Source organism: Brenneria uluponensis (genome assembly GCF_032395385.1).
Lineage (GTDB): Bacteria > Pseudomonadota > Gammaproteobacteria > Enterobacterales > Enterobacteriaceae > Prodigiosinella > Prodigiosinella aquatilis.
The window spans coordinates 3,766,680-3,788,595 of the sequence record NZ_CP135917.1; the positions used below are offsets into that span (position 1 = coordinate 3,766,680).

The window sequence follows — 21,916 nt, forward strand, 5'->3', positions numbered from 1 at the left end:
CTCATGGGGGAGATAAGTAAAAGGGGGCCTAACAGGCCCCCTAACCAACATATGTCATACCTGGTTAATAAGGGCTCAAAAGAGCCTGTCTTATTATTCAGCTTCGACGAAGCTCTCTTCTGCCTGTTCAACCAGATCCTGAGAACGACCTTCGCGCACAGCAGTTGCGACCGCACTCAGATACAGGTTAATTGCACGAATAGCATCATCATTACCAGGAATAATGTAATCAACGCCGTCTGGATCGGAGTTGGTATCAACGATAGCAAATACCGGAATACCCAGGTTGTTTGCTTCTTTGATAGCAATGTGTTCATGATCGGCATCAATAACGAATAGCGCGTCAGGCAGGCCGCCCATGTCTTTGATACCACCAAGGCTGTTTTCCAGCTTGTCCAGTTCACGAGTACGAACCAGCGCTTCTTTCTTGGTCAGCTTGTCGAAAGTACCATCCTGAGACTGCGTTTCCAGATCTTTCAAACGCTTGATGGACTGACGAACGGTTTTCCAGTTAGTCAGCATACCGCCTAACCAGCGATGGTTCACGAAGAACTGATCACAGTTGGTAGCTGATTCTTTTATCGCTTCGCTTGCTGCGCGCTTAGTACCAACGAACAGAATTTTACCCTTGTGAGAAGCAATTCTGCTCAGCTCAGCGAGAGAGTCGTTGAACATCGGTACGGTTTTTTCAAGGTTGATGATGTGAACTTTGTTACGTGATCCAAAAATGAAAGGTTTCATTTTCGGGTTCCAGTAACGGGTCTGGTGACCAAAGTGTACGCCAGCCTTAAGCATGTCGCGCATGGAAACAGTTGCCATGATTACCTCTAAATTAAGTATGGGGTTATGCCTCCACGTGTCCCATTACACCGACTCTGAATGCAAGCACCAGAGCACCCCGGCAAATGTGCCGACACGTGTGTGTTATATACACATAGTGAGTTCTATGAAGATTCAGCCACTTCTGTCGCAGAAATATAGCCGGATCGTCGGCGCGCTTTATACCATAATCAGCCCTCGGGCACCAACTTTTGTTGTGTGTTATACCAATGTTATGGAATCATGATTTGGCAGTGTCTGGCGGGGCTGATACCATAAGTTACTATCTTGTTGACTCTATTTCGTTAAAAACAACGACACTTGTGGACAAATTTCAATGGCAATATCAATTAAAACAGCTACAGACATCGAGAAAATGCGTGTAGCCGGGCGCTTGGCTGCTGAAGTATTGGAAATCATCGAACCTTATGTGGTTCCCGGAGTCAGCACCGGCGAACTGGATCGTATCTGCCACGATCATATCATCAATAAACAGCATGCGATCTCAGCATGCCTGGGTTACCACGGTTTTCCGAAATCAGTCTGTATTTCTGTTAATGAAGTAGTGTGCCACGGTATTCCCAGCGATGAAAAAATTCTGAAAGATGGCGACATCGTCAATATTGATGTCACCGTCATCAAAGATGACTTTCATGGCGATACATCAAAAATGTTTATTGCCGGGAAACCCACCATTTTGGGAGAACGCTTATGTCGGATCACCCAGGAAAGCCTCTATCTGGCGCTCAAGATGGTTAAACCGGGCATTCGTCTGCGCACCCTGGGTAAAGAAATTCAGAAATATGTGGAAGCCCAGGATTTCTCCGTGGTACGTGAGTATTGTGGCCACGGCATTGGCAAGGGTTTCCATGAAGAACCCCAAGTGTTGCATTACGATGCCGATGACGGTGGTGTGGTGTTACAACCCGGCATGGCGTTCACGATAGAACCGATGGTCAATGCTGGTGATTTCCGCATTCGCAGCATGAAAGATGGCTGGACAGTAAAAACCAAAGATCGCAGCTTGTCGGCACAGTACGAGCATACTATTGTGGTGACAGAAAACGGCTGTGAGATAATGACGTTGCGAAAAGATGACACCATCCCCAACATCATCACACATCAGGAATAAACACCAGCCGGCAATCGCCGGCTTTATCATGGTGGAAGATTTCTGTTTACCCGCTTTCGGGCCGCCACAAGTGGTGTTTAAAATCACTCTCTACGATTTCATATGGGTTGAGTAACATGATCGACAGAGACCTTCCGCACGATACGCTAGAGTCCGCCGTCGCGGTCCATATGACCCCCACCTCGCCATTAACCTTCAGCGATGGCATGCTCGAATGCCAGACGCTAAAACAGCATCTGGAACAATTCCAGTTGTGGTTGGCCGATGAGTTCAAAGCGGGTGTCAGTGCAGAGATATTAATTGATGCAAGAACCTTGTTTATCGATCATCTGTTGCAGCGTCTATGGCGCTTTTATGGTTTTGAAAACGTACAACAAACCGCTCTGGTCGCGGTAGGCGGTTACGGTCGTGGCGAGTTGCATCCACTTTCTGACATTGATCTGCTGGTATTAAGCCAACAAAAGCTGAGTGAAACCCAGTCGCAAACCATCAGCGCGTTTATTACCTTACTGTGGGATTTGAAACTGGAAGTCGGTCATAGTGTCCGCACACTGGATGAATGTCTGCATGAAGGGCGAGCCGACATTTCCGTTGCTACCAACCTGATTGAATCTCGAATGATTTGTGGCGATGTCGCGCTTTTTCTTACACTTCAGAAGCATATTTTCAGCGACGATTTCTGGCCCTCAGAGAGTTTTTTTGCAGCAAAAGTTGCTGAACAGCGGGAACGTCATCAACGTTATCACAGCACCAGTTATAATCTGGAGCCTGATATTAAAAGCAGCCCCGGAGGCTTACGGGATATTCACACCTTGCTATGGGTCGCCCGTCGCCATTTTGGTGCTACGTCCCTGAATGAAATGGTGGAATTTGGTTTTCTGACCGAGGCTGAACGCAATGAATTGAACGAGTGCCAGAGTTTTCTCTGGCGTATCCGCTTCGCGTTGCATCTGATTTTACCTCGTTATGACAATCGACTATTGTTTGACCGTCAACTCAATGTTGCCCAGCTTTTACAATATCAGGGAGAAGGCAACGCTCCGGTAGAACGAATGATGAAAGACTTCTATCGAATGACGCGGCGAGTAGGTGAGCTGAACCAGATGCTGTTGCAACTGTTTGATGAAGCTATTCTGGCACTGGATACCAGTGAAAAACCGCGTCCTCTTGATGAAGAATTCCAGTTGCGCGGCACCCTGATAGACCTACAGGACGAAACGCTGTTTGAACGTAAACCTGAATCCATCATGCGTATGTTTTATGCGATGGTACGCAATAAGGAAATTACCGGTATCTATTCCACCACGCTGCGCCAGTTACGCTATGCGCGGCGTCACCTCGCCAAACCCTTGTGTGCCATTGAGGAAGCGCGTCATCTGTTCATGATGATACTACGCCATCCCCACGCTGTGAGTCGGGCGCTGTTACCGATGCATCGCCACAGCGTATTGTGGGCTTATATGCCCCAGTGGGGAAACATTGTCGGACAAATGCAGTTTGATCTATTCCATGCCTACACGGTAGATGAGCATACCATCCGGGTACTGATGAAACTGGAAAGTTTTGCCGATGAATCCACCCGCACCAACCATCCACTGTGCGTGGAGCTTTATCCACGTCTTCCACAGCCCAACCTGCTTCTGCTGGCCGCACTGTTCCATGATATCGCCAAAGGTCGGGGGGGAGATCACTCCGAGCTGGGTGCCAAAGACGCACTTGAATTTGCCGCCCTGCATGGTCTGAACTCGCGAGAAGCTCAGCTTGTTTCATGGCTGGTTCGCTGCCATTTGCTGATGTCAGTCACCGCACAGCGCCGTGACATTCAGGATCCGGTAGTCATTCAGCACTTCGCCGAGCAGGTTCAAAGCGAAACCCGGCTGCGTTATCTGGTTAATTTGACGGTGGCGGATATCTGCGCCACTAATGAAACGCTCTGGAACAGTTGGAAACAGAGTCTGTTACGCGAACTCTACTTTGCAACCGAGAAACAACTGCGTCGTGGTATGCAAAACACACCGGATCTGCGTGAACGGGTACGGCACCATCGCCTACAGGCGTTGGCACTGCTGCGCATGGATAACATTGACGAAGAAGCACTGCATGATATCTGGAGCCGCTGCCGCGCTGACTATTTCCTACGTCACTCACCAAATCAGTTAGCCTGGCATGCACGCCATCTGTTGGAGCATGATACCAGTAAACCACTGGTGCTGATCAGCCATCAGGCCAGCCGTGGCGGTACTGAAATATTTATCTGGAGTCCAGACCGTCCTTATCTGTTTGCTGCCGTAGTCGGCGAGCTGGATCGCCGAAATCTCAGTGTTCATGACGCCCAGATTTTTACCAGCAGGGATGGGATGGCGATGGATACATTTATTGTGTTAGAACCGGACGGTAGCCCGTTGGCACAGGATCGTCACGAAATGATCCGCTATGCGATCGAGCAGACGTTAACGCAACGTGATTACCAAAACCCGCGTATCCGGCGTCCATCGTCCAAGCTAAGACACTTCAGTGTTCCCACGGAAGTCAGCTTTCTACCAACACATACCGATCATCGTAGTTATATGGAGCTTATCGCGCTCGACCATCCCGGTTTGCTGGCCCGTATCGGAGAGATTTTCGCCGACCTTAACTTGTCATTACACGGTGCACGAATTTCCACCATTGGTGAGCGTGTAGAGGATTTATTTATACTGGCGGACAATGAAAGCCGGGCATTAAGCCCCGAATTGCGTCTTAAGCTACAAGATCGGTTGACAGAAGCCCTTAACCCAAACGATAAAGTAAACTTGTCTTAATTGTTATTTCAGTAAATCAGGAAAGAGAAACAGAATGCAACAACTACAGAACATCATAGAAACCGCCTTTGAATACCGTGCGGAAATCACGCCCACCAACGTAGACAGCGAGACACGTGACGCGGTAAACCAGGTAATCAGCCAATTGGACAACGGGTCATTGCGTGTCGCTGAAAAAATCAACGGCCAGTGGATCACGCATCAATGGCTGAAAAAGGCGGTACTACTCTCTTTTCGCATCAACGATAACTGTGTGATGGAGGGTGCCGAAACCCGCTATTACGACAAGGTACCGATGAAATTTGCGGATTACGATGCCGAGCGTTTCCTACAGGAAGGTTTCCGCGTTGTACCGCCCGCCAGCGTTCGCCAGGGTGCCTATATCGCTCGCAACACGGTACTGATGCCTTCCTATGTCAATATCGGCGCTTATGTTGATGAAGGCACCATGGTGGATACGTGGGTTACTGTCGGCTCTTGCGCACAGATCGGTAAAAATGTTCATCTGTCTGGTGGTGTTGGTATCGGTGGCGTACTGGAACCATTGCAGGCCAACCCGACAATTATCGAAGACAATTGCTTCATCGGTGCTCGTTCTGAAATTGTAGAAGGTGTCATTGTTGAAGAAGGAGCCGTCATCTCCATGGGTGTGTTCATTGGTCAAAGCACCAAAATCTATGACCGTGAAACCGGTGAAATTCACTATGGCCGGGTACCGGCTGGCTCCGTGGTCGTTTCCGGCAATCTCCCCTCTAAAGATGGCAGTTACAGTCTCTACTGCGCCATTATCGTGAAAAAAGTGGATGCCAAGACCCGCGGTAAAGTGGGAATTAATGAGTTATTACGCACCATCGACTAAACTTCTCTGGCGGGTTAAATAACCTGCCATTTTTTTATGACCGGTAAGCTATCACAGACAACACAGACCAGCTACATCACTATAGTGACATGATTTACAACAAAAAGGTGGTGCTATGTACGACAATCTGAAAAGCCTGGGTATTACCAACCCGGAAGATATCGACCGCTACAGCCTGCGACAGGAAGCCAGCAACGATATTTTGAAAATTTACTTTCACAAAGACAAAGGTGAATTTTTCGCCAAAAGCGTCAAGTTTAAGTATCCCCGCCAACGTAAAACTATTGTGGCTGACAACGCCGGGCAAGGTTATAAAGAAATCAATGAGATCAGCCCAAACTTGCGCTATGTCGTCGATGAGCTGGATCAGATTTGTCAGCATGAACAGGTAGAAGTGGATTTAAAACGCAAAATTCTTGATGACCTGCGTCATCTGGAGAGTGTCGTGACCAATAAGATCAGTGAAATCGAAGCCGATCTGGAAAAACTAACCAAAAACCGCTAATCCTTTCCAGCACATGCAATCCGTTACTTTAACAGGACCTGTTCACTGCTAATCCTGTGCTTAGGGTGCCACCATGTCAGGTTCCTTCTCGAGGAGCACGAAACGTGGTGGTTGCCCTATTTTACTTACTTAAACTCAACAGGCAGTCGACCCCGGCCCGTTATTTTGTCTACTCGGCATTATCCTTGCGAATCAATCAGCTCCGCCCATTGCTTCACCCATGGAGATGAAAGCACTTCAGGCTCTGGATGCTCAGTTGCATCAATTTCCAGTACCTGACCAATGCGTTGCGCCCCGATCTCCTGCAACAGAGAATCAAACTGATGACCACCGCCACAGAAATGCTCATAACTGCTATCACCCAGGGCAATCAAACCATAATGTAACGCTGGCTGATAACCGCCCTTCTCTCGCAGCGCCTCATACAGCGGTGCAATAGACTCCGGCAATTGCCCCTGGCCAGTAGTGGACGTGACTACCAACACATAATGCTGACAGTATGCCAACCAGGACTCTAGCGAAGCGTCCTCAAACACAGCCACTTCGTGACCATGCTCTTTGAGAATGCTTTCCGCTTCTTCAGCAACCAACAACGCGTTCCCATAAACCGTGCCAACAAAAATGCCTATCTGCGCCATGATACTGACTCCCTTATGATTAATGCCGCAATCAAGTCAGCTATCCTGCCCCGGACAATCAGGAAACTCAACCCTTTCAAATTCAGGGAGATTCCCCTGCCACCCCAATTGTGCCATGACACCTTGCCACGGATCATCCCAGCGAGCTTCAAACGTCAGCATGTCTCCACTGACCGGGTGTGGTAACGTTAATCGGCTGGCATGTAACATCAACCGACCACAGGAAAAATGTGTTTCCATTCCACGATTCTGACGTAAATCACCATGGGCAGAGTCGCCAATAATGGGATGACGTATATGTGACATATGCCGGCGTAGCTGATGTTTACGACCCGTTTCCGGCTTCAGTTCCACCAGACTATAGCGGGACGTTGGGTAACGACCAATTGCTACCGGCATTTCCGCCTGAGCCAATGCCTGATAATGGCTGACCGCTGGTTGGGGGCCCTTATCCAGATTGGCATATTTATCAGCAATTTTATCCAGCTCTTCCGTTAGTGCATAGTCAATCACACCAGAGTCAAAGACGTACCCGCGCACCACCGCATGATACGTTTTCTGGATTTGATGCTGCTCAAATTGGACCGAAAGTTTACGTGCCACCTCACTCGACAGCGCCAGCAACAGGAGTCCTGAGGTTGGCCTATCCAGGCGATGAACCGTGAACACATGCTGGCCAATTTGATCGCGTACCGTCTGCATAACAACGACTTTTTCCTTGCGATCCAGCCAACTACGATGGACCAACCAACCTGACGGCTTATTCACGGCCACCAGATACTCATCCTGATAAATGATTTCAAGCATCTGATTGCCCGCTTAACAACACATCGAGCCGCCCCAGTTCAAACAACAGCGGCTTCACCCCTTCCAGAGTGTCATCCAATGCTTCTTCAAAGTAAGGCAATAGAGAAAAACGTGATGGCAAAGGTGCGTTGCTATCCAGTAGCCTATGCATCCGGGGTAACAAGACCCACTGCAACCATTGCTCGGGACGCATGGTATCAATACAAAAGGGTTCAGCACTGTTAAACGCTGTGGAATCTGGCGGGGACGACTGCCAGAAAGGGCTCTCTTTCAACACGCGCTCGGTTTCAAACAGCGCCTGACGAAGCTGGATCTCTACACTCATGCAAGTATCTCGACAGACTAACAACAAGGCGGCAAAGCATAGCATTGTTGCTTCCACCGATCACTCAACAGCCAATTCTGACGGAAAAAATGGGGGTACTGATTGCTCAGTACCCCCGATTCGTTTTATAGCAATCCCGCTACACAATTGCGTCCCTGCTCATCCTTGAAAACTTTTCCTTGAACGGTCTTCCTAACCAACAATCCTTGCCGGCGATCCCTCTTTCATCCTTGACGGTCGTTCCTTCATGATCATCCTGATCATTTCTCCTTTAGGCTCCTGCCCCACCAGCCTTCCCTATGCTGGCTCTCATTCTCCTTCCTGGAGGTGTCCCTCATTCTTCCTGAAAAAAGAGTCTGGCCATAACAGAACGCTGTCTACCTTCTTCATGATGGTATGAAATACTCTGTTACTGTGTTGCTCTACTGAATAATAAGATGTATTAATTAAACTGAATCGGCAAGCCACTTACACGGTGTAATAACCACACAAATTATAAAAGAAAGTAATAGAAATCATTAATCCCTTAATTAATAATGAAAAAAATAAATATAAATGTAAGTTACATATTAAAGAGAAGAGATAACTTACAAGTAATGTAAGAGATATCTTACAAGACAGAAAGCGAAACACGGTTCAGTAATGCGGAATCAATGGCTGGAGCTTATCGAGGAAGTCAGATAGTGTGGGGGCCAGAACATCCCGTTGCCTGGTACCAAACTCTTCCAGAATAACTTCGCCACTAATATTACATAAAGATATAAGCGTCATTTCAGTATTTGTGGTGGCTAAAAACAATGTTGGTGGCAATTTCAGTCTTTTCTGTGTCAAAAGATGACCAATCAGATTCTCTTGCATACGGATAAAATCATCCTCACTCCATACCTGCAATAAAGTGCAGGCAATATCACCGTAGTTCGCTTCCATATCGCCTGCATATTGACAGGTAAAAAATGCATGAGCGGCAGGATGGATACGTATGTTCAGCGCACGTTCGACGCCATCCAACCGAGATGCTAAACCGGAAGGTTGCGGCAACCATTGCACACGATGATCATCACTGGCAACAATGCATGGTGACCCTACACCATGCAACGCTTCACTGGCCGGAGGATGCCCCATCTCCAGCTGCCATAAATCGACATAACGTTGTGTAAACGTGCTCAGCGCCTGTACTATCTCATGCTCCATAATGTCTCTCATCATTTTGTCTGCCGGGTTACACTCATTGCCATTATATCTGGCTGATTATCCCTATAGTGCGGGATGTGGTCGACGGTTAAGGCAATAAAATGCGTGGAAATGCGCAACTTTTCCTGCTAACTGGAACCACCATTGGCAAAACGATGGCAGCACGTTAAGGTAGAGACAAACCGGTAAAGCATTACGTGATTGTCGTAACATACTGCATTTCAAGGAGTAAAATTGATTACACATATTAGCCCATTAGGGTCAATGGATTTGTTATCGCAGTTGGAAGTAGACATGCTGAAAAGCACTGCCAGCAGCGATCTTTATCGCTTATTCCGTAACTGCTCACTTGCTGTACTGAATTCCGGCAGTCAGACTGATAACAGTAAGGAGTTACTCTCCCGCTACGAAGACTTTGATATCAACGTGCTACGTCGTGAGCGTGGAGTAAAACTGGAATTGGTGAACCCTCCTGAAGAGGCATTTGTCGACGGTCAAATTATCCGGTCACTGCAAGCCAACCTATTTGCCGTATTGCGCGATATCCTGTTTGTTAATGGGCAAATTGCTTATGCGAACTATTATCAGCACCTGAATCTGGAAGATTCGACACATATTACCAATCTGGTATTTTCCATTCTGCGTAATGCCAGATCACTACATGTGGGGGAAGAACCAAACATGGTGGTGTGTTGGGGCGGCCACTCGATCAAGGAAAGCGAATACCTTTATGCACGCAAAGTTGGCAGCCAACTGGGATTACGGGAATTAAATATCTGTACCGGATGTGGTCCTGGCGCAATGGAGGCCCCAATGAAAGGCGCCGCCGTCGGCCATGCTCAGCAGCATTACAAAGAGGGGCGTTTTATCGGCATGACCGAACCGTCTATCATTGCCGCCGAACCGCCGAACCCATTAGTGAACGAACTCATCATCATGCCAGATATTGAAAAACGGCTGGAAGCGTTTGTCCGACTCGGTCATGGCATCATCATTTTCCCAGGCGGTGTGGGTACGGCTGAAGAGTTTCTTTATCTACTGGGGATCATGATGAACCCGGCAAACAGTGAACAAGTTCTGCCCATCGTGCTGACTGGACCAGAAGAAAGCGCGAATTACTTCCAGGTGCTGGACGAGTTTATCGTCAGCACGTTGGGCCGTCAGGCACGCCGTTACTACTCTATCATTATCAATGATGCGCCCGAGGTGGCCAGACAGATGAAAAAGGCCATGCCGCTGGTTAAAGAACAGCGCCGCCATACGGGTGATGCCTATAGTTTTAACTGGTCAATGCGCATTGAAGCAGACCTACAGCGGCCTTTTGAGCCTACACACGAAAATATGGCAAACCTCAATCTGCATCCAAATCAACCCGCAGAACAACTGGCCGCGACATTGCGTCGAGCTTTCTCTGGTATTGTCTCAGGTAACGTCAAGGAATCAGGTATTCACGCCATTGAGCTGAATGGTCCATATAAATTGCATGGTGATGCGGAAATCATGAAAAACATGGACAAGCTGTTGCAAAGCTTTGTCGCCCAGCAACGCATGAAACTTCCGGGCAGTGCCTATATTCCTTGCTACGAAATTTGTACCTGACAACCTCGATACCGATGGTGAAAACGACGTTACTATCGGTAGCATCAGGACTCTGCTTATGCTCGTACATCTATTAATTATTGATGCGCTTAATCTGATCAGACGTATCCATGCGGTACAGGGTTCTCCCTGTGCCACGGCTTGTGTGCATGCAGTCAACCAACTGATACAGCACAGTCAACCGACCCATGCAGTAGCCGTGTTTGACGATGAAGATCGCTCGACAAGCTGGCGCCATCAATTATTGCCGGAGTATAAGGCCGGACGAAAGGCCATGCCGGAAACACTGCGGCAGGAGTTGCCGCGGATTAAAGAAGCGTTGCTCACCATAGGGATCAATAGTTGGCATTCGCCCGGTGATGAAGCCGATGATCTGGCGGCGACGCTGGCAAAAAAAGTCGCCGCACAAGGGTTACACGCGACGATTATCTCCACGGACAAAGGATATTGCCAGTTACTGGCGCCAACCATTCAGATTCGTGATTATTTCCAGAAACGCTGGCTGGATTTACCTTTTATTCAGCAGGAATTCGGCGTCACCCCGCAGCAATTACCCGATTATTGGGGGTTGGCAGGTATCAGCAGCAGCAAAATTCCAGGGGTCAGTGGCATTGGCCCAAAAAATGCGGCGCAGTTACTACAACAGGCCGGTTCACTGGACAATCTTTACCAGCAATTGGACCAACTACCTGACAAATGGCGCATTAAACTGGAGCAACAGCGCGAGATGGCTTACTGCTGCCGTCAAGTAGCAACGCTCAGGACTGACCTTACACTTCACGGTAATCTGCAACAACTACGATTGCGCGCATCGGCTGGGTAATCCCAGCCCATTCTGTGCAATAACAAATCACCCGCGCTCATCGCGCCGCCCCGGCATAGCACTCCAGATACGTCGGGCATGTATCGTGACTTCTTCTCGATCGTGGTAGAGCTGTTTGGCGTGAATTTCAGAATTGATACCGTTTTCCTGCAAACGCTCGGTAAGCAAGGCCAGATTCTGCATCACTTCCTCATAGCGTTTTTTCATTGGCAACTTGAGGTTGAAAATAACCTCACGACACCATCCATTAACCAACCAGTCGGCCATCCTGTTAGTCACTTTCGCCGGTTTCTCCACCATGTCACATACCAGCCAGGAGATATTGTTACGGGGGGGTTCGAAACGGAATCCATCGACCTGATGATGAGTAACCTGTCCGGTATCCATCAGACTGGGAGCCATCATTCCGTTATCAACAGCGTGGACCATCATGCTGCGTTTCACCAGTTGATAAGTCCAACCACCGGGACAGGCACCCAGGTCTACCGCATGCATCCCGCTGGCCAGCCGCTCATCCCACTCATCGGCGGGAATAAACACATGGAAAGCCTCTTCAAGCTTCAGAGTGGAACGACTGGGAGCATCAGATGGGAATTTAAGACGCGGAATCCCCATATAGAAAGGAGAGTTATTATTAGTGTAGGAGTACCCTACATAACAACAGCCTGGCGCGATAAAGAGTACATGTATCACGGGTTTATCAGCCCTCTCCTGCGCCAGCAAAATATGATGTTCACGTAAAACGGCACGTAAGGGCACCGTAAATTTGCGACAGAACGTCATCAGCTCTTTACTTTCATTGGTGTCAGGCACTTCAACCCGCAGTTCACCAGCGCACTCCAGTACCCCCGTCAACATACCCACAATCGGCGTGATACGATCTTCCGGAGGCAGGTCCCGCAACAATTCGCCACAGACCATCATCTGCCGGACAAAAATCAGTTCCCGAAACGGCAATTCCTTAATCAAACGGTCAGCATCTTCATGTTGATAACATTCGAATATCACATAACCGCTGTTATCCTTTACTCGCACGAAACCGTATACATTGTAACGAGCGGCTTTATCGGTAATTTCCGCTGCACACTCTTTTTCAAAACCGGGCCGACAATACAAAATAACTTTATTCATGCTACTCAGCCTTTTTCTTTAAACGTAAGGCACCAATCAACAACAGTATCCAACCCACCAGGAAAAATACGCCACCCACCGGGGTAATATAGACCCAGAATTTCAGGAGAGAGAGTGCCAGACAGTAAAGACTACCGCTGAATAACACCGTGCCAAGTCCTAAAAAAACACTGCTCCAGTAGAACCACAAATTGCTTCTCTGATTCATGGCGATAGAAAGGGCCAGTATCACCAGAGTATGAAAAGCTTGATATTGTAACCCGGTATGTAACCAGCTCAGTTCAACGTCACCTAGAGATTTACTCAACACGTGAGCACCAAATGCCCCCAGCGCGACATAAATAAATCCGCTAATGGCAGCAAATACCATCATGAAACGACTGTTCATCGTTGTTATCCATTCACAAAGAAAGAGAGATCTGAAACCGTTATGGTATCAGCGTGTATTGTGATCATAACGAAAGCGAAATTTTTCCTGCTCACTGGCCGCCCGAGAGAGTATCCACTGGCGAAAGGCGGCTATTTTACCCAGTTCGGCCTGACTGTCATGACATACCAGATAAAAAGCGCTCTTGCTAACCAAAACATCACTAAACGGACACACCAACCGGCCCGCTTCAAGTTCTGTCTGTGCCATCACGTTATTGGCCAATGCCACGCCCTGCCCATGAATGGCAGCCTGTAATACCATAGCGCTGTGACTGAAAATCGGCCCCTGTTGCACATTAATCTGCTGAATGCCCAGTTGCCGGGTATAAGCCAACCAGTCCCGGCGGGAAGCGTCATGTAACAAAGTGTGCCAAACTAAATCTTCCGGTGTTTTCAGCGGATGTGCTCCCGTCAGCAATAGCGGGGAGCAAACTGGCAACAAGTACTCGGCATAAAGTTTTTCCACCCGTAAGCCCGGCCAATTACCCCGTCCATAAAAAATGGCCACATCTACATCATCAGACAGACGATCCTCTTCTCGATCTACTGCCTGAATCCGCACATCAATGCCGGGGTAATCCGAATTGAAACTGGACAACCTGGGTACCAGCCAATGGATAGCAAAACTAGGCAACAGACTGACGGTCAATGCCCCCTTGGCACTGCGGGCCTGTAGCTTACGCGTAGCTTCATTCAGCGCAGAGAAAATTTCTTTTATATCCAGAAAATAACTTTGCCCCTCCTCGGTAAGCAGCAACGAACGGTTGCGCCGTCGGAAAAGCTTCAAGCCAAGAAAATCTTCCAGAGACTTGATCTGGTGACTGACGGCAGCCTGAGTAACAAACAACTCTTCAGCCGCTTTGGTGAAGCTTAGATGGCGGGCAGCCGCATCAAATACGCGTAGTGCATTGAGTGGAGGTAGTCGTTTTGACATAAACGGATTTCTTTTATTTACCGGGAAGTAACGTGTAATACACACTCATATACACATTAGTTTTTATAATCCGAGGCATTATAAATTGTCCGTTGAGGATGCACCAGCAAATACCTATATTAGTGCTACTTCCTGAGCCGGAACGAAAAGCGCGAAGGGGAAATCCTGATGTGCTTTTGGCTTGTGGTTGTGATGTTGTGTTTGCTATTTGTTTATTGTCTGCCTTTTCAGACACCGGTAGCTCAGCTACTTTTTCACTTCCTGTATTTACCCTGTCTGTCTATAGTGATTTTGTATAGCACCGCGTACATGCGGTGCTTTTTTTTGCTATGAATGTCCCGTTAGTAACCCAAACACTATCAATGCGTTACTTGGCTTCACTCATTTGTTCTATATCGGAACGGTTAATCTGTTGCTCGTTACCCTCGGCGTCTTTGTATTTAATCATGCCGGTTTCATCATCCACTTTGGGTTTTCCTTGCGCCACAATATCCCGCCCGTCATGGGTATGCATAACGTAATTACTGGAACAGGCCGCCATAGAGAATGCCATCATAACCACTGCCAAAATTAATATATTATTCTTCATAATAAACTCCCGGTAATTTTAAAAACCCATTAATTGAATCTAAATGCCATAAAACTCCATTTCTTAACAGTGCTAAGGTTAGCAATCTTTATTCGTTTTGTCAGAATATGCGCTTAAGCATTGTCTGAAACTTGTTTCGACGGCAAGAATGCGACAAGATCTGCCGCTCAATAGAGGACTGCTATGAAACTGTTCAACGCCGCCACTTTTCGCCAACAATTCCCAGCATTACAGCAGCCTGGGGTCTACCTTGACAGTGCCGCCACGGCGCTGAAACCACAGGCAGTTATTGACGCTATCGAACAAAGTTATTCTCACCATATTGGGAATGTGCATCGTAGCCAGCATCATGGTGCCCAGGCGTTAACTCAGCAGTTTGAAGATGCCCGTGCGTTGGTCGCCGCATTTATCCATGCGCAAGACAGTCGAAACATCATCTGGACCCGTGGCACCACCGAAGCGATCAATCTGATTGCGCAAAGTTATGCTCGCCCACGACTACAACCTGGTGATCAGATCCTGGTGAGTGAAGCCGAGCACCACGCTAACCTGATCCCTTGGCTCATGGTGGCGCAGCAAACCGGCGCACAAGTCGTCAAGCTGCCAATTGGCACGGATTTAGTGCCAGATCTCAACCAACTGGCAACCTTACTGACACCCCGGACTCGGTTGCTGGCACTGGGGCAAATGTCAAATGTCACTGGTGGGATGCCTGATCTGGGAAGAGCGATTACGCTGGCACATCAGGTGGGGGCCGTCGTAGTTGTAGATGGTGCTCAGGGCGTCGTCCATCACACACCCGACGTACAGTTGCTGGATATCGACTTCTATGCCTTTTCCGGTCACAAGCTGTATGGCCCTACCGGGATTGGCGCACTGTATGGCAAACCTGACCTGTTGGAATCCATGCCACCGTGGCACGGCGGTGGGAAAATGATGACGGATGTTTCTTTTGCCGGTTTTGTTCCGCAGGTTGTTCCTCAGCGTTTTGAAGCCGGAACGCCGCATATTGCCGGTGTAATCGGACTCGCTGCCACGCTACGCTGGTTGGCCGAACAAGATATGGACGCCGCCGAACAATACAGCACGGCATTAGCTGAAGAGGTGGAAACCCGGCTGGCCACGCTTCCCGGCTTTCGCAGTTTCCGCTGTCCGGGTTCCAGCCTACTGTCATTTGAATTTGACCAGGTACATCACAACGATCTGGTTACGTTGCTGGCGGAAGACGGTATTGCGCTGCGTGCCGGCCATCACTGTGCACAACCGCTGATGAACGCGTTAGGTTTGAAAGGGACATTACGCGCCTCTTTTGCCCCTTATAATACCGAACAGGACGCAGACCGATTGGTTGAAGCCACCCGGAAAGCACTTGAATTACTTACTGATTAAATGACACGACATGAATAACCCACAACCTACACAACATCCGTTTGGCACACTCATCACCACAGAAGATTTGGCACAACAATTTAATGCCTGTCGTTCATGGGAAGAACGTTATCGCCAGATTATTTTGCTGGCCAAACAGCTTCCCGTGTTACCCGAAGCACTAAAACAGGATCAAATAGCACTGTCAGGCTGTGAAAATCAGGTCTGGCTGGGTTATCAGCGCCGGGATGATGGCACCCTGCATTTTTACGGCGACAGTGACGGCCGTATCGTGCGCGGTTTGCTGGCAATACTGCTCACCGCCGTAGAAGGGAAAACGCCAGAAGACCTGGGTCAGCAAGACCCACTGGCACTTTTCGAACAATTGGGTTTACGGGCACAGCTCAGCGCGTCACGAGCCAGTGGATTGTCAGCGCTGGCGACACGCATTCACGACATCGCCGCACAGAAACGCTAATTTACGCAATCGGTCTCTGCCGCTGCGCTTTAGCCATCATTTTTTTCAGCGCATGTGACACAGCCACAAAACCAAATGTCGCAGTGACCATTGTTGCCGCGCCGAAGCCAGAGGCACAGTCCATCCGCTTTACACCTTCCGCCGTGCTGCGTGAAGCACAAACAGAGCCATCTGGTTGAGGATAGACCAGCGGTTCACTGGAAAACACGCAGTCAATACCCAGCTTACCCTTGCTGTTTTTTACAATATTAAAATCATGTTTCAGCCGTTCGCGCAATTTCGCCGCCAGCGGATCTTGAATGGTTTTGGCAAGATCTGCCACTTCAATGCGCGTTGGGTCAATTTGTCCGCCGGCACCGCCGGTTGTCACCACCGGGATCTTATTACGTCGACAATAGGCCAGTAATGCGGCTTTAGCACGCACGCTGTCAATGGCATCAATGACATAGCTGAAATTTTGAGTCAGCAACTCTGCCATATTGTCTGCATTGATAAAATCGTCCACACAAGTCACGCGGCACTCAGGATTAATCGCTAAAATACGCTCGGCCATCACGTCGGTTTTCGGTTGGCCGGTATACTGGCGCAGTGCGTGGATCTGTCGATTGGTATTGCTAACACACACATCATCCATATCAATCAGGGTAATCGCGCCAATGCCGGTTCGCGCCAGTGCTTCCGCCGCCCAGGAACCGACGCCGCCAATGCCAATCACACAGACATGTGACTGGGCAAACAACGCCAGCGCCGGCTGGCCGTATAAACGAGCGGTACCACTGAAACGTTGCAAATAACCCTCGGATAATGGCGTACTCATTACAATCAACCTTGCAGAAATGAAAATAAAACGGTACGAATCATACCTCAGCGACGTTCATTTGCGGAGCAAATTACTTCGGATGTCAGGCAGTAGCCTCGCGACGATTAAAAATTTCTTCTGGACAATTTATCCCATCCTCAATCATGTTAATGATCATCATCGAATACCATTCGGTAATAACAAAATCGGCCTCAGCCCGTATGCAGTTCAGGAAAAACGATGAAACTTGAATGAGTAAAGGCGACAGCATCTGACATTAATTTTCTCTTACAACTAAGAGAGTTAACGATGGGGAAGTATCTGACTGAAATAGGGGCCGCCAATGACAAAGCATCCTACCTTAAACGGATCTTGTATAACTTTGAGGATGCTCAATTGGTTATGATTAACGGACAACCCGCCGGACTATTCAAGAGCAGCTTTAATTGCCGAAAAAGATCACTGGTATCTGGTGCAAATCCAGGTCCATCCAGATTTTCAAAATCTTGGTATCGGCAAAATACTCATCACTACCCTGCTTGAACACGCCCGCGCAGAAGGAAAAAATGTGCTACTGAGCGTATTGAAAAACAACCCGGCCAAAGCACTTTATTACCGATTGGGCTTTAGAACGACGGAAGAAAACGAATACGAGTATGTGATGGAATACCAGACCAGTAGGAAACCTGTATGAAAATTGCTGTATTAGATGATTATCAGGACGAGGTAAAAAATCTGGCGTGTTTCTCGCTGCTGGCAGGACATGATGTGCAGATTTTTCATGAAAGCTATGCCGACATCAGCGAACTGGCTGAAAAACTTCAGGATATAGAAGCGATCGTGCTTATCCGGGAAAGAACCGCGATTAGCGACGAATTATTGTCCAGACTTCCGCATCTGAGACTCATCAGCCAGACCGGAAAAATCAGTAATCATCTGAACCTTGCCACTTGCACCCGACATGGCGTGGCGGTGGCGGAAGGTATCGGTTCCCCCATTGCACCGTCTGAATTGTGCTGGGGACTGATTATGTCGGCATCGCGTTATATTCCCCAATACTCTGCGAATTTATCAAAGAATATCTGGCAGCATTCAAATGCACTTGGGTTGGGAAGAACGCTCAACGGACTGACACTGGGGATCTGGGGCTATGGAAAAATAGGTCAACACATCGCACAGTATGCAAAAGCGTTTGATATGCGAGTACAAGTATGGGGAAGTGAAGCTTCAAGAGCCAAAGCGCAGGAACACGGGTTTACTGCTGCAAAGACCAAAACCGAGTTCTTCGCTTCAGCAGATGTCCTCTCACTGCATTTACGGTTGAACGAAATGACCTACGGATGTGTGACAAAGACGGATCTCGAACAAATGAAGCCTGATTCGCTATTGGTAAATACCAGTCGGGCAGAATTGATCGAGCCAGGGGCGGTATATCAGGCATTAAGTACCAATCCGACTAAACGCGCGGCATTGGATGTATTTAATATCGAACCGGCCACATTGGAAAATGAACCGCTTCTCTCTTTGCCCAATGTCCTCTGTACGCCGCATCTGGGTTATGTAGAGAAAAATAGTTATGAGCTGTATTTCAAAGTGGCATTTGAAAATGTGATCGCATTTGCGCAGGGAACCCCCACCAACGTGGCCAATAACATATTGCCGTTCAGTTAACGTCGAGAAATATCAAATCAATAATGAAGTATCGTAACGGTATTCAGCAGAGAACGTGCCAGCTCGTTTATCAGCCGGCTCGTTCTCAAACCTTACTGGCACAGATTTAATTCTGGGGATTATCGACCAATAGCCCGCCACTGCCATTACCGGATGAACGATTGCTGGCACTGAACAGCGTGCCGGTGTTCCTCTGCCCAGGTGCGCTCTTCAACACCCATACACGGCCATAATGATTATAAAAACCAGCGGCATGACCTGCTTGTTTACCTATTCCCTGATAGATATCGAAATGCTGCCCTTTGATAGCCCCCCCCACATCCAACGCCACCATCAAGCGCATTTCATATTTGCCCGTAAATTTTCCGTCATTATCCAGCAGTGGTACTTCAGCCAACAATGAGGTACCTGCCGGGATCAGGGAACGGTCTGAAGCCACGGAAGCTTTCGCGACCAACGGAACCGCACTCGCGCCCTTGACTTGTGCCGCCATCATCGGCTTAAAGAAAACGTAAGAGGGATTTTGTTCCAGTAATTCACGGACTTCAGCTTCTGTATGGCACGCTGCCCATTTGCGGATTGCCTGCATGGACATATCTTCTTTCGCCACTTCACCACGGTCGATCAACACTTTACCGATACTACGATAAGCGTACCCATTCCTGCCGCCATAGCTAAAAAAGGTCAGCGGCTGCCCGTCACCAAAATCAACATAACCGCTACCTTGTACTTCCATCATAAAGTTATCCATCAGCGAGTTAGTCCAGGCAATGACCAGACTATTACTCAGCGCCCCAGCATAAATAGCACGACGATCAGGTAAACGATGGTTTTTCCTGACCCGAGGCATCGCATACAGCGGATAACGGAATTCTCCCTGACGATAATGGCGGGCCTGCAACACTGGCGTGTAATAGCCAGTAAATTGGACATTGCCGAAACTATCAACACCTTCCATTTGCCAGGCACTGAGACCGTACTTATTTAAATCTCGGGTATCACCGCCCGCCACGATCCAACTTTCGATAGACTGGAAAATGTCGTTGTTGCGGTAGTATAGCTCGGGAGATGCCGCCTGAATCTGGGTAACCTGATTAACAAAGTCTCTGGCATTCACTGGCTTACTGGTGGCATTCGGTTCATTCACCAGTTCCAAAGGCTGATTGAGGTGTCCGTCTTTATATTGCTGCCCGCGATCAGTCGGCCTTGTCTGGCACCCGGCCAGAATAGCGATCATCGCGCCAGTCAGCACATACTTACTCCACCATCCTTTCATTTCTAGCGCTCTCTTTATCTTTTAACTTTTACGAACACAACGTAGAACGATAACAAACAGCTATGGAGAATTAAACGCGCAGAGACAAAACCTTTCCCATTACGCTTAAAAAACAAACCATTCGACGACAAAAGCATCACTCATCGGTTCAATCGTTAACTATTTTAAAAAAGGGGTTGCATACCAATCCATGCAGAGTATAGTGCGCTTCCACAGACGCGGGGTGGAGCAGCCTGGTAGCTCGTCGGGCTCATAACCCGAAGGTCGTCGGTTCAAATCCGGCCCCCGCAACCAATTATCACTGAACACCCTGACGGGTGTTTTTTGCTTTTCAGGGCTTATCACTTCTGATATTTCCCGGCACTCGAGGTTATCACTACATTACCTGATCTGGCTGGCAAAATACGCCTTGATCCCCTCCAGAATAGAAGTTGCTATCTGTTGCTGAAAACGGCTGGTGCGCAGTTTACGCTCTTCTCCCAGATTGCTTATAAACGCCGTTTCCACCAACACTGACGGAATATCGGGAGCTTTCAATACCGCAAACCCGGCCTGATCGACGCGATTCTTGTGCAAACGGTTAACTTCACCCAACCGATGTAGAATCTCTCTGCCAAATTTAAGACTGTCGTTAATCGTAACGGTTTGCACCATATCGAACATGGTGTGGTCGAGGTAACGATCACCACTCATGCTCACGCCGCCTATCGAATCCGATTCGTTTTGAGAATGGGCCAGAAAACGCGCCGCCGAGCTGGTTGCGCCTTTTTCGGATAGCGCAAACACCGATGAACCACGAGCGGAACGGCTGGTAAACGCATCGGCATGAATAGAGACAAACAGATCGGCTCGTTGCTTACGCGCTTTGGCAACACGCACTCTCAGAGGGATGAATACATCCTCGTGACGCGTCATATACACTTTCATATTAGGCTCACGTTCAATCAGTGCCTTCAGACGATGCGCGATTTGCAGTACCACATCCTTCTCACGGGTTCTGCGCATTCCGATAGCCCCCGGATCTTCACCACCGTGCCCAGGATCCAGCATGATAACCAACGGTCTGTCACGCCCGATCTTGCCCGGTTTTGGCACCTCCGGCGGTAACGCTTGCTCCAGATCACCCTTGTTGTAATCTTCCAGCAACGCCAGTAACGGATCTTCCGCGTTATCGTAACGTCCCGCCAACGGATACAGATCCATCACCAGGCGATTTTTAAAACCGGCGACAGGCGTCAGCGAAAACATATTGGGATTAACACTTTGTTTCAATTCAATCACTAGCCGGACCGTATTTTTATCAAACTGGCCGACACGTGCTTCTTTTATCAGCGGGTCATTTTTGCCAAATTGCCCGCCCGCATTTTTCAGGACGCTGTTAAGCACCACATTATCAATGTCAATGACAATCCGTTTCGGATGTTCAAGCGTAAACTGCCGGTATTTCAGCGGATGATTCGACTCCAGCGTCACACGGGTATAAGAGGAGGACGGCCAAACACGTACGGCAATCACCTGCGATACAGCCGCTGCCATACTGACACCACTGACGCTTAATAACCAGGTAGCCGCTGCGCCCTGCAACAAGCGCCGCCGAGTCAGATGATTATTTGAATGAGACATGCAACTCCGCTTTCTTTACCGTATGAACCTGATAGATGATAAATGAAAATATCAAACATAAAAACGCGAAAAACTTTAACGAATCTATCACTGACTGTCATGCAAAAATCATTTTTCTA

22 protein-coding genes and 1 tRNA gene are annotated in these 21,916 nt (G+C 48.4%); 11 read left to right on the plus strand and 12 right to left on the minus strand.

Going from position 1 to position 21,916, the window contains the following annotated elements; translation table 11 throughout:
- Nucleotides 1-93: 93 nt before the first annotated feature.
- Nucleotides 94-819: a 30S ribosomal protein S2 gene (rpsB, locus tag RS889_RS17485; RefSeq protein WP_021014872.1), complete on the minus strand. Its 726-nt coding sequence runs from the start codon at nt 817-819 to the stop codon at nt 94-96.
- Nucleotides 820-1,156: 337 nt separating this feature from the next.
- On the opposite strand from rpsB, the gene map reads away from it, so the two are divergent.
- From map to RS889_RS17505, 4 genes are all read left to right on the plus strand, one after another.
- Complete coding sequence (gene map / locus RS889_RS17490) at nt 1,157-1,951, plus strand: type I methionyl aminopeptidase (protein WP_021014871.1); 795 nt, start codon at nt 1,157-1,159, stop codon at nt 1,949-1,951.
- A 116-nt stretch (nt 1,952-2,067) separates the two neighbouring features.
- On the plus strand, nt 2,068-4,752 hold the full coding sequence (gene glnD, locus RS889_RS17495; RefSeq protein WP_315708156.1) for a bifunctional uridylyltransferase/uridylyl-removing protein GlnD: 2,685 nt from the start codon (nt 2,068-2,070) through the stop codon (nt 4,750-4,752).
- 34 nt (nt 4,753-4,786) lie between these two features.
- Nucleotides 4,787-5,611 (plus strand): 2,3,4,5-tetrahydropyridine-2,6-dicarboxylate N-succinyltransferase, encoded by an 825-nt coding sequence (gene dapD / locus RS889_RS17500; protein WP_315708158.1) that lies wholly within the window; start codon nt 4,787-4,789, stop codon nt 5,609-5,611.
- A gap of 115 nt (nt 5,612-5,726) precedes the next feature.
- Nucleotides 5,727-6,116 carry a DUF3461 family protein gene (locus tag RS889_RS17505; RefSeq protein WP_021014868.1) on the plus strand — a complete coding sequence of 130 codons (390 nt, stop codon included), beginning with the start codon at nt 5,727-5,729 and terminating at the stop codon, nt 6,114-6,116.
- 179 nt (nt 6,117-6,295) lie between these two features.
- Here RS889_RS17505 and RS889_RS17510 read toward each other — a convergent pair whose 3' ends face one another.
- The 4 genes from RS889_RS17510 to syd all read right to left on the minus strand — a co-directional run bounded on the left by RS889_RS17510 (nt 6,296) and on the right by syd (nt 9,077).
- Complete coding sequence (locus tag RS889_RS17510; protein WP_021014867.1) at nt 6,296-6,754, minus strand: flavodoxin; 459 nt, start codon at nt 6,752-6,754, stop codon at nt 6,296-6,298.
- 36 nt (nt 6,755-6,790) lie between these two features.
- Complete coding sequence (truC, locus tag RS889_RS17515; protein WP_021014866.1) at nt 6,791-7,561, minus strand: tRNA pseudouridine(65) synthase TruC; 771 nt, start codon at nt 7,559-7,561, stop codon at nt 6,791-6,793.
- The gene (locus tag RS889_RS17520; RefSeq protein ID WP_037380683.1) at nt 7,554-7,886 is read right to left on the minus strand and encodes a YqcC family protein; all 333 of its coding nucleotides are present in this window, start codon (nt 7,884-7,886) and stop codon (nt 7,554-7,556) included. Before RS889_RS17520 ends, truC begins: the two co-directional genes overlap by 8 nt.
- A gap of 636 nt (nt 7,887-8,522) precedes the next feature.
- Nucleotides 8,523-9,077 (minus strand): SecY-interacting protein, encoded by a 555-nt coding sequence (gene syd / locus RS889_RS17525; RefSeq protein WP_315711105.1) that lies wholly within the window; start codon nt 9,075-9,077, stop codon nt 8,523-8,525.
- 234 nt (nt 9,078-9,311) lie between these two features.
- On the opposite strand from syd, the gene ppnN reads away from it, so the two are divergent.
- Complete coding sequence (ppnN, locus tag RS889_RS17530; protein ID WP_021014863.1) at nt 9,312-10,676, plus strand: nucleotide 5'-monophosphate nucleosidase PpnN; 1,365 nt, start codon at nt 9,312-9,314, stop codon at nt 10,674-10,676.
- Between the two features lie 58 nt (nt 10,677-10,734).
- Complete coding sequence (gene xni / locus RS889_RS17535; RefSeq protein WP_315708159.1) at nt 10,735-11,499, plus strand: flap endonuclease Xni; 765 nt, start codon at nt 10,735-10,737, stop codon at nt 11,497-11,499.
- A gap of 27 nt (nt 11,500-11,526) precedes the next feature.
- Here the strand turns inward: xni and rlmM are convergent, their stop codons facing one another.
- The 4 genes from rlmM to RS889_RS17555 all read right to left on the minus strand — a co-directional run bounded on the left by rlmM (nt 11,527) and on the right by RS889_RS17555 (nt 14,582).
- A complete protein-coding gene (rlmM, locus tag RS889_RS17540) occupies nt 11,527-12,630 on the minus strand; it encodes a 23S rRNA (cytidine(2498)-2'-O)-methyltransferase RlmM (protein ID WP_021014861.1) in 1,104 nt (367 codons plus the stop codon).
- A 1-nt stretch (nt 12,631) separates the two neighbouring features.
- Nucleotides 12,632-13,018 (minus strand): DUF423 domain-containing protein, encoded by a 387-nt coding sequence (locus RS889_RS17545; protein ID WP_021014860.1) that lies wholly within the window; start codon nt 13,016-13,018, stop codon nt 12,632-12,634.
- A 48-nt stretch (nt 13,019-13,066) separates the two neighbouring features.
- On the minus strand, nt 13,067-13,993 hold the full coding sequence (locus RS889_RS17550) for a transcriptional regulator GcvA (protein WP_315708160.1): 927 nt from the start codon (nt 13,991-13,993) through the stop codon (nt 13,067-13,069).
- 367 nt (nt 13,994-14,360) lie between these two features.
- Complete coding sequence (locus tag RS889_RS17555) at nt 14,361-14,582, minus strand: YgdI/YgdR family lipoprotein (protein WP_021014858.1); 222 nt, start codon at nt 14,580-14,582, stop codon at nt 14,361-14,363.
- 183 nt (nt 14,583-14,765) lie between these two features.
- Here RS889_RS17555 and csdA point away from each other — a divergent pair, with 183 nt between their 5' ends.
- The gene (gene csdA / locus RS889_RS17560; protein WP_315708161.1) at nt 14,766-15,971 is read left to right on the plus strand and encodes a cysteine desulfurase CsdA; all 1,206 of its coding nucleotides are present in this window, start codon (nt 14,766-14,768) and stop codon (nt 15,969-15,971) included.
- A 10-nt stretch (nt 15,972-15,981) separates the two neighbouring features.
- Entirely contained in the window at nt 15,982-16,428 is a 447-nt protein-coding gene (gene csdE / locus RS889_RS17565; protein ID WP_021014856.1) for a cysteine desulfurase sulfur acceptor subunit CsdE, read from the plus strand.
- Nucleotide 16,429: 1 nt separating this feature from the next.
- On the opposite strand, the gene tcdA is transcribed toward csdE, so the two are convergent.
- Entirely contained in the window at nt 16,430-17,245 is an 816-nt protein-coding gene (tcdA, locus tag RS889_RS17570) for a tRNA cyclic N6-threonylcarbamoyladenosine(37) synthase TcdA (RefSeq protein WP_021014855.1), read from the minus strand.
- 454 nt (nt 17,246-17,699) lie between these two features.
- Between tcdA and RS889_RS17575 the strand changes: the two genes are divergently transcribed.
- Both RS889_RS17575 and RS889_RS17580 read left to right on the plus strand, forming a co-directional pair.
- Nucleotides 17,700-17,921, plus strand: coding sequence for a GNAT family N-acetyltransferase (locus RS889_RS17575; RefSeq protein ID WP_315708162.1), 222 nt, complete (start codon nt 17,700-17,702; stop codon nt 17,919-17,921).
- Nucleotides 17,918-18,898, plus strand: coding sequence for a D-2-hydroxyacid dehydrogenase family protein (locus tag RS889_RS17580; protein WP_315708163.1), 981 nt, complete (start codon nt 17,918-17,920; stop codon nt 18,896-18,898). Before RS889_RS17575 ends, RS889_RS17580 begins: the two co-directional genes overlap by 4 nt.
- Before the next feature lie 106 nt (nt 18,899-19,004).
- Here the strand turns inward: RS889_RS17580 and mltA are convergent, their stop codons facing one another.
- Nucleotides 19,005-20,174 (minus strand): murein transglycosylase A, encoded by a 1,170-nt coding sequence (gene mltA / locus RS889_RS17585; protein WP_315708164.1) that lies wholly within the window; start codon nt 20,172-20,174, stop codon nt 19,005-19,007.
- Nucleotides 20,175-20,391: 217 nt separating this feature from the next.
- Here mltA and RS889_RS17590 point away from each other — a divergent pair.
- Nucleotides 20,392-20,468, plus strand: a tRNA-Met gene (locus RS889_RS17590).
- A gap of 87 nt (nt 20,469-20,555) precedes the next feature.
- Here the strand turns inward: RS889_RS17590 and amiC are convergent.
- Nucleotides 20,556-21,797: an N-acetylmuramoyl-L-alanine amidase AmiC gene (amiC, locus tag RS889_RS17595; protein WP_315708165.1), complete on the minus strand. Its 1,242-nt coding sequence runs from the start codon at nt 21,795-21,797 to the stop codon at nt 20,556-20,558.
- Between the last annotated feature and the right edge of the window lie 119 nt (nt 21,798-21,916).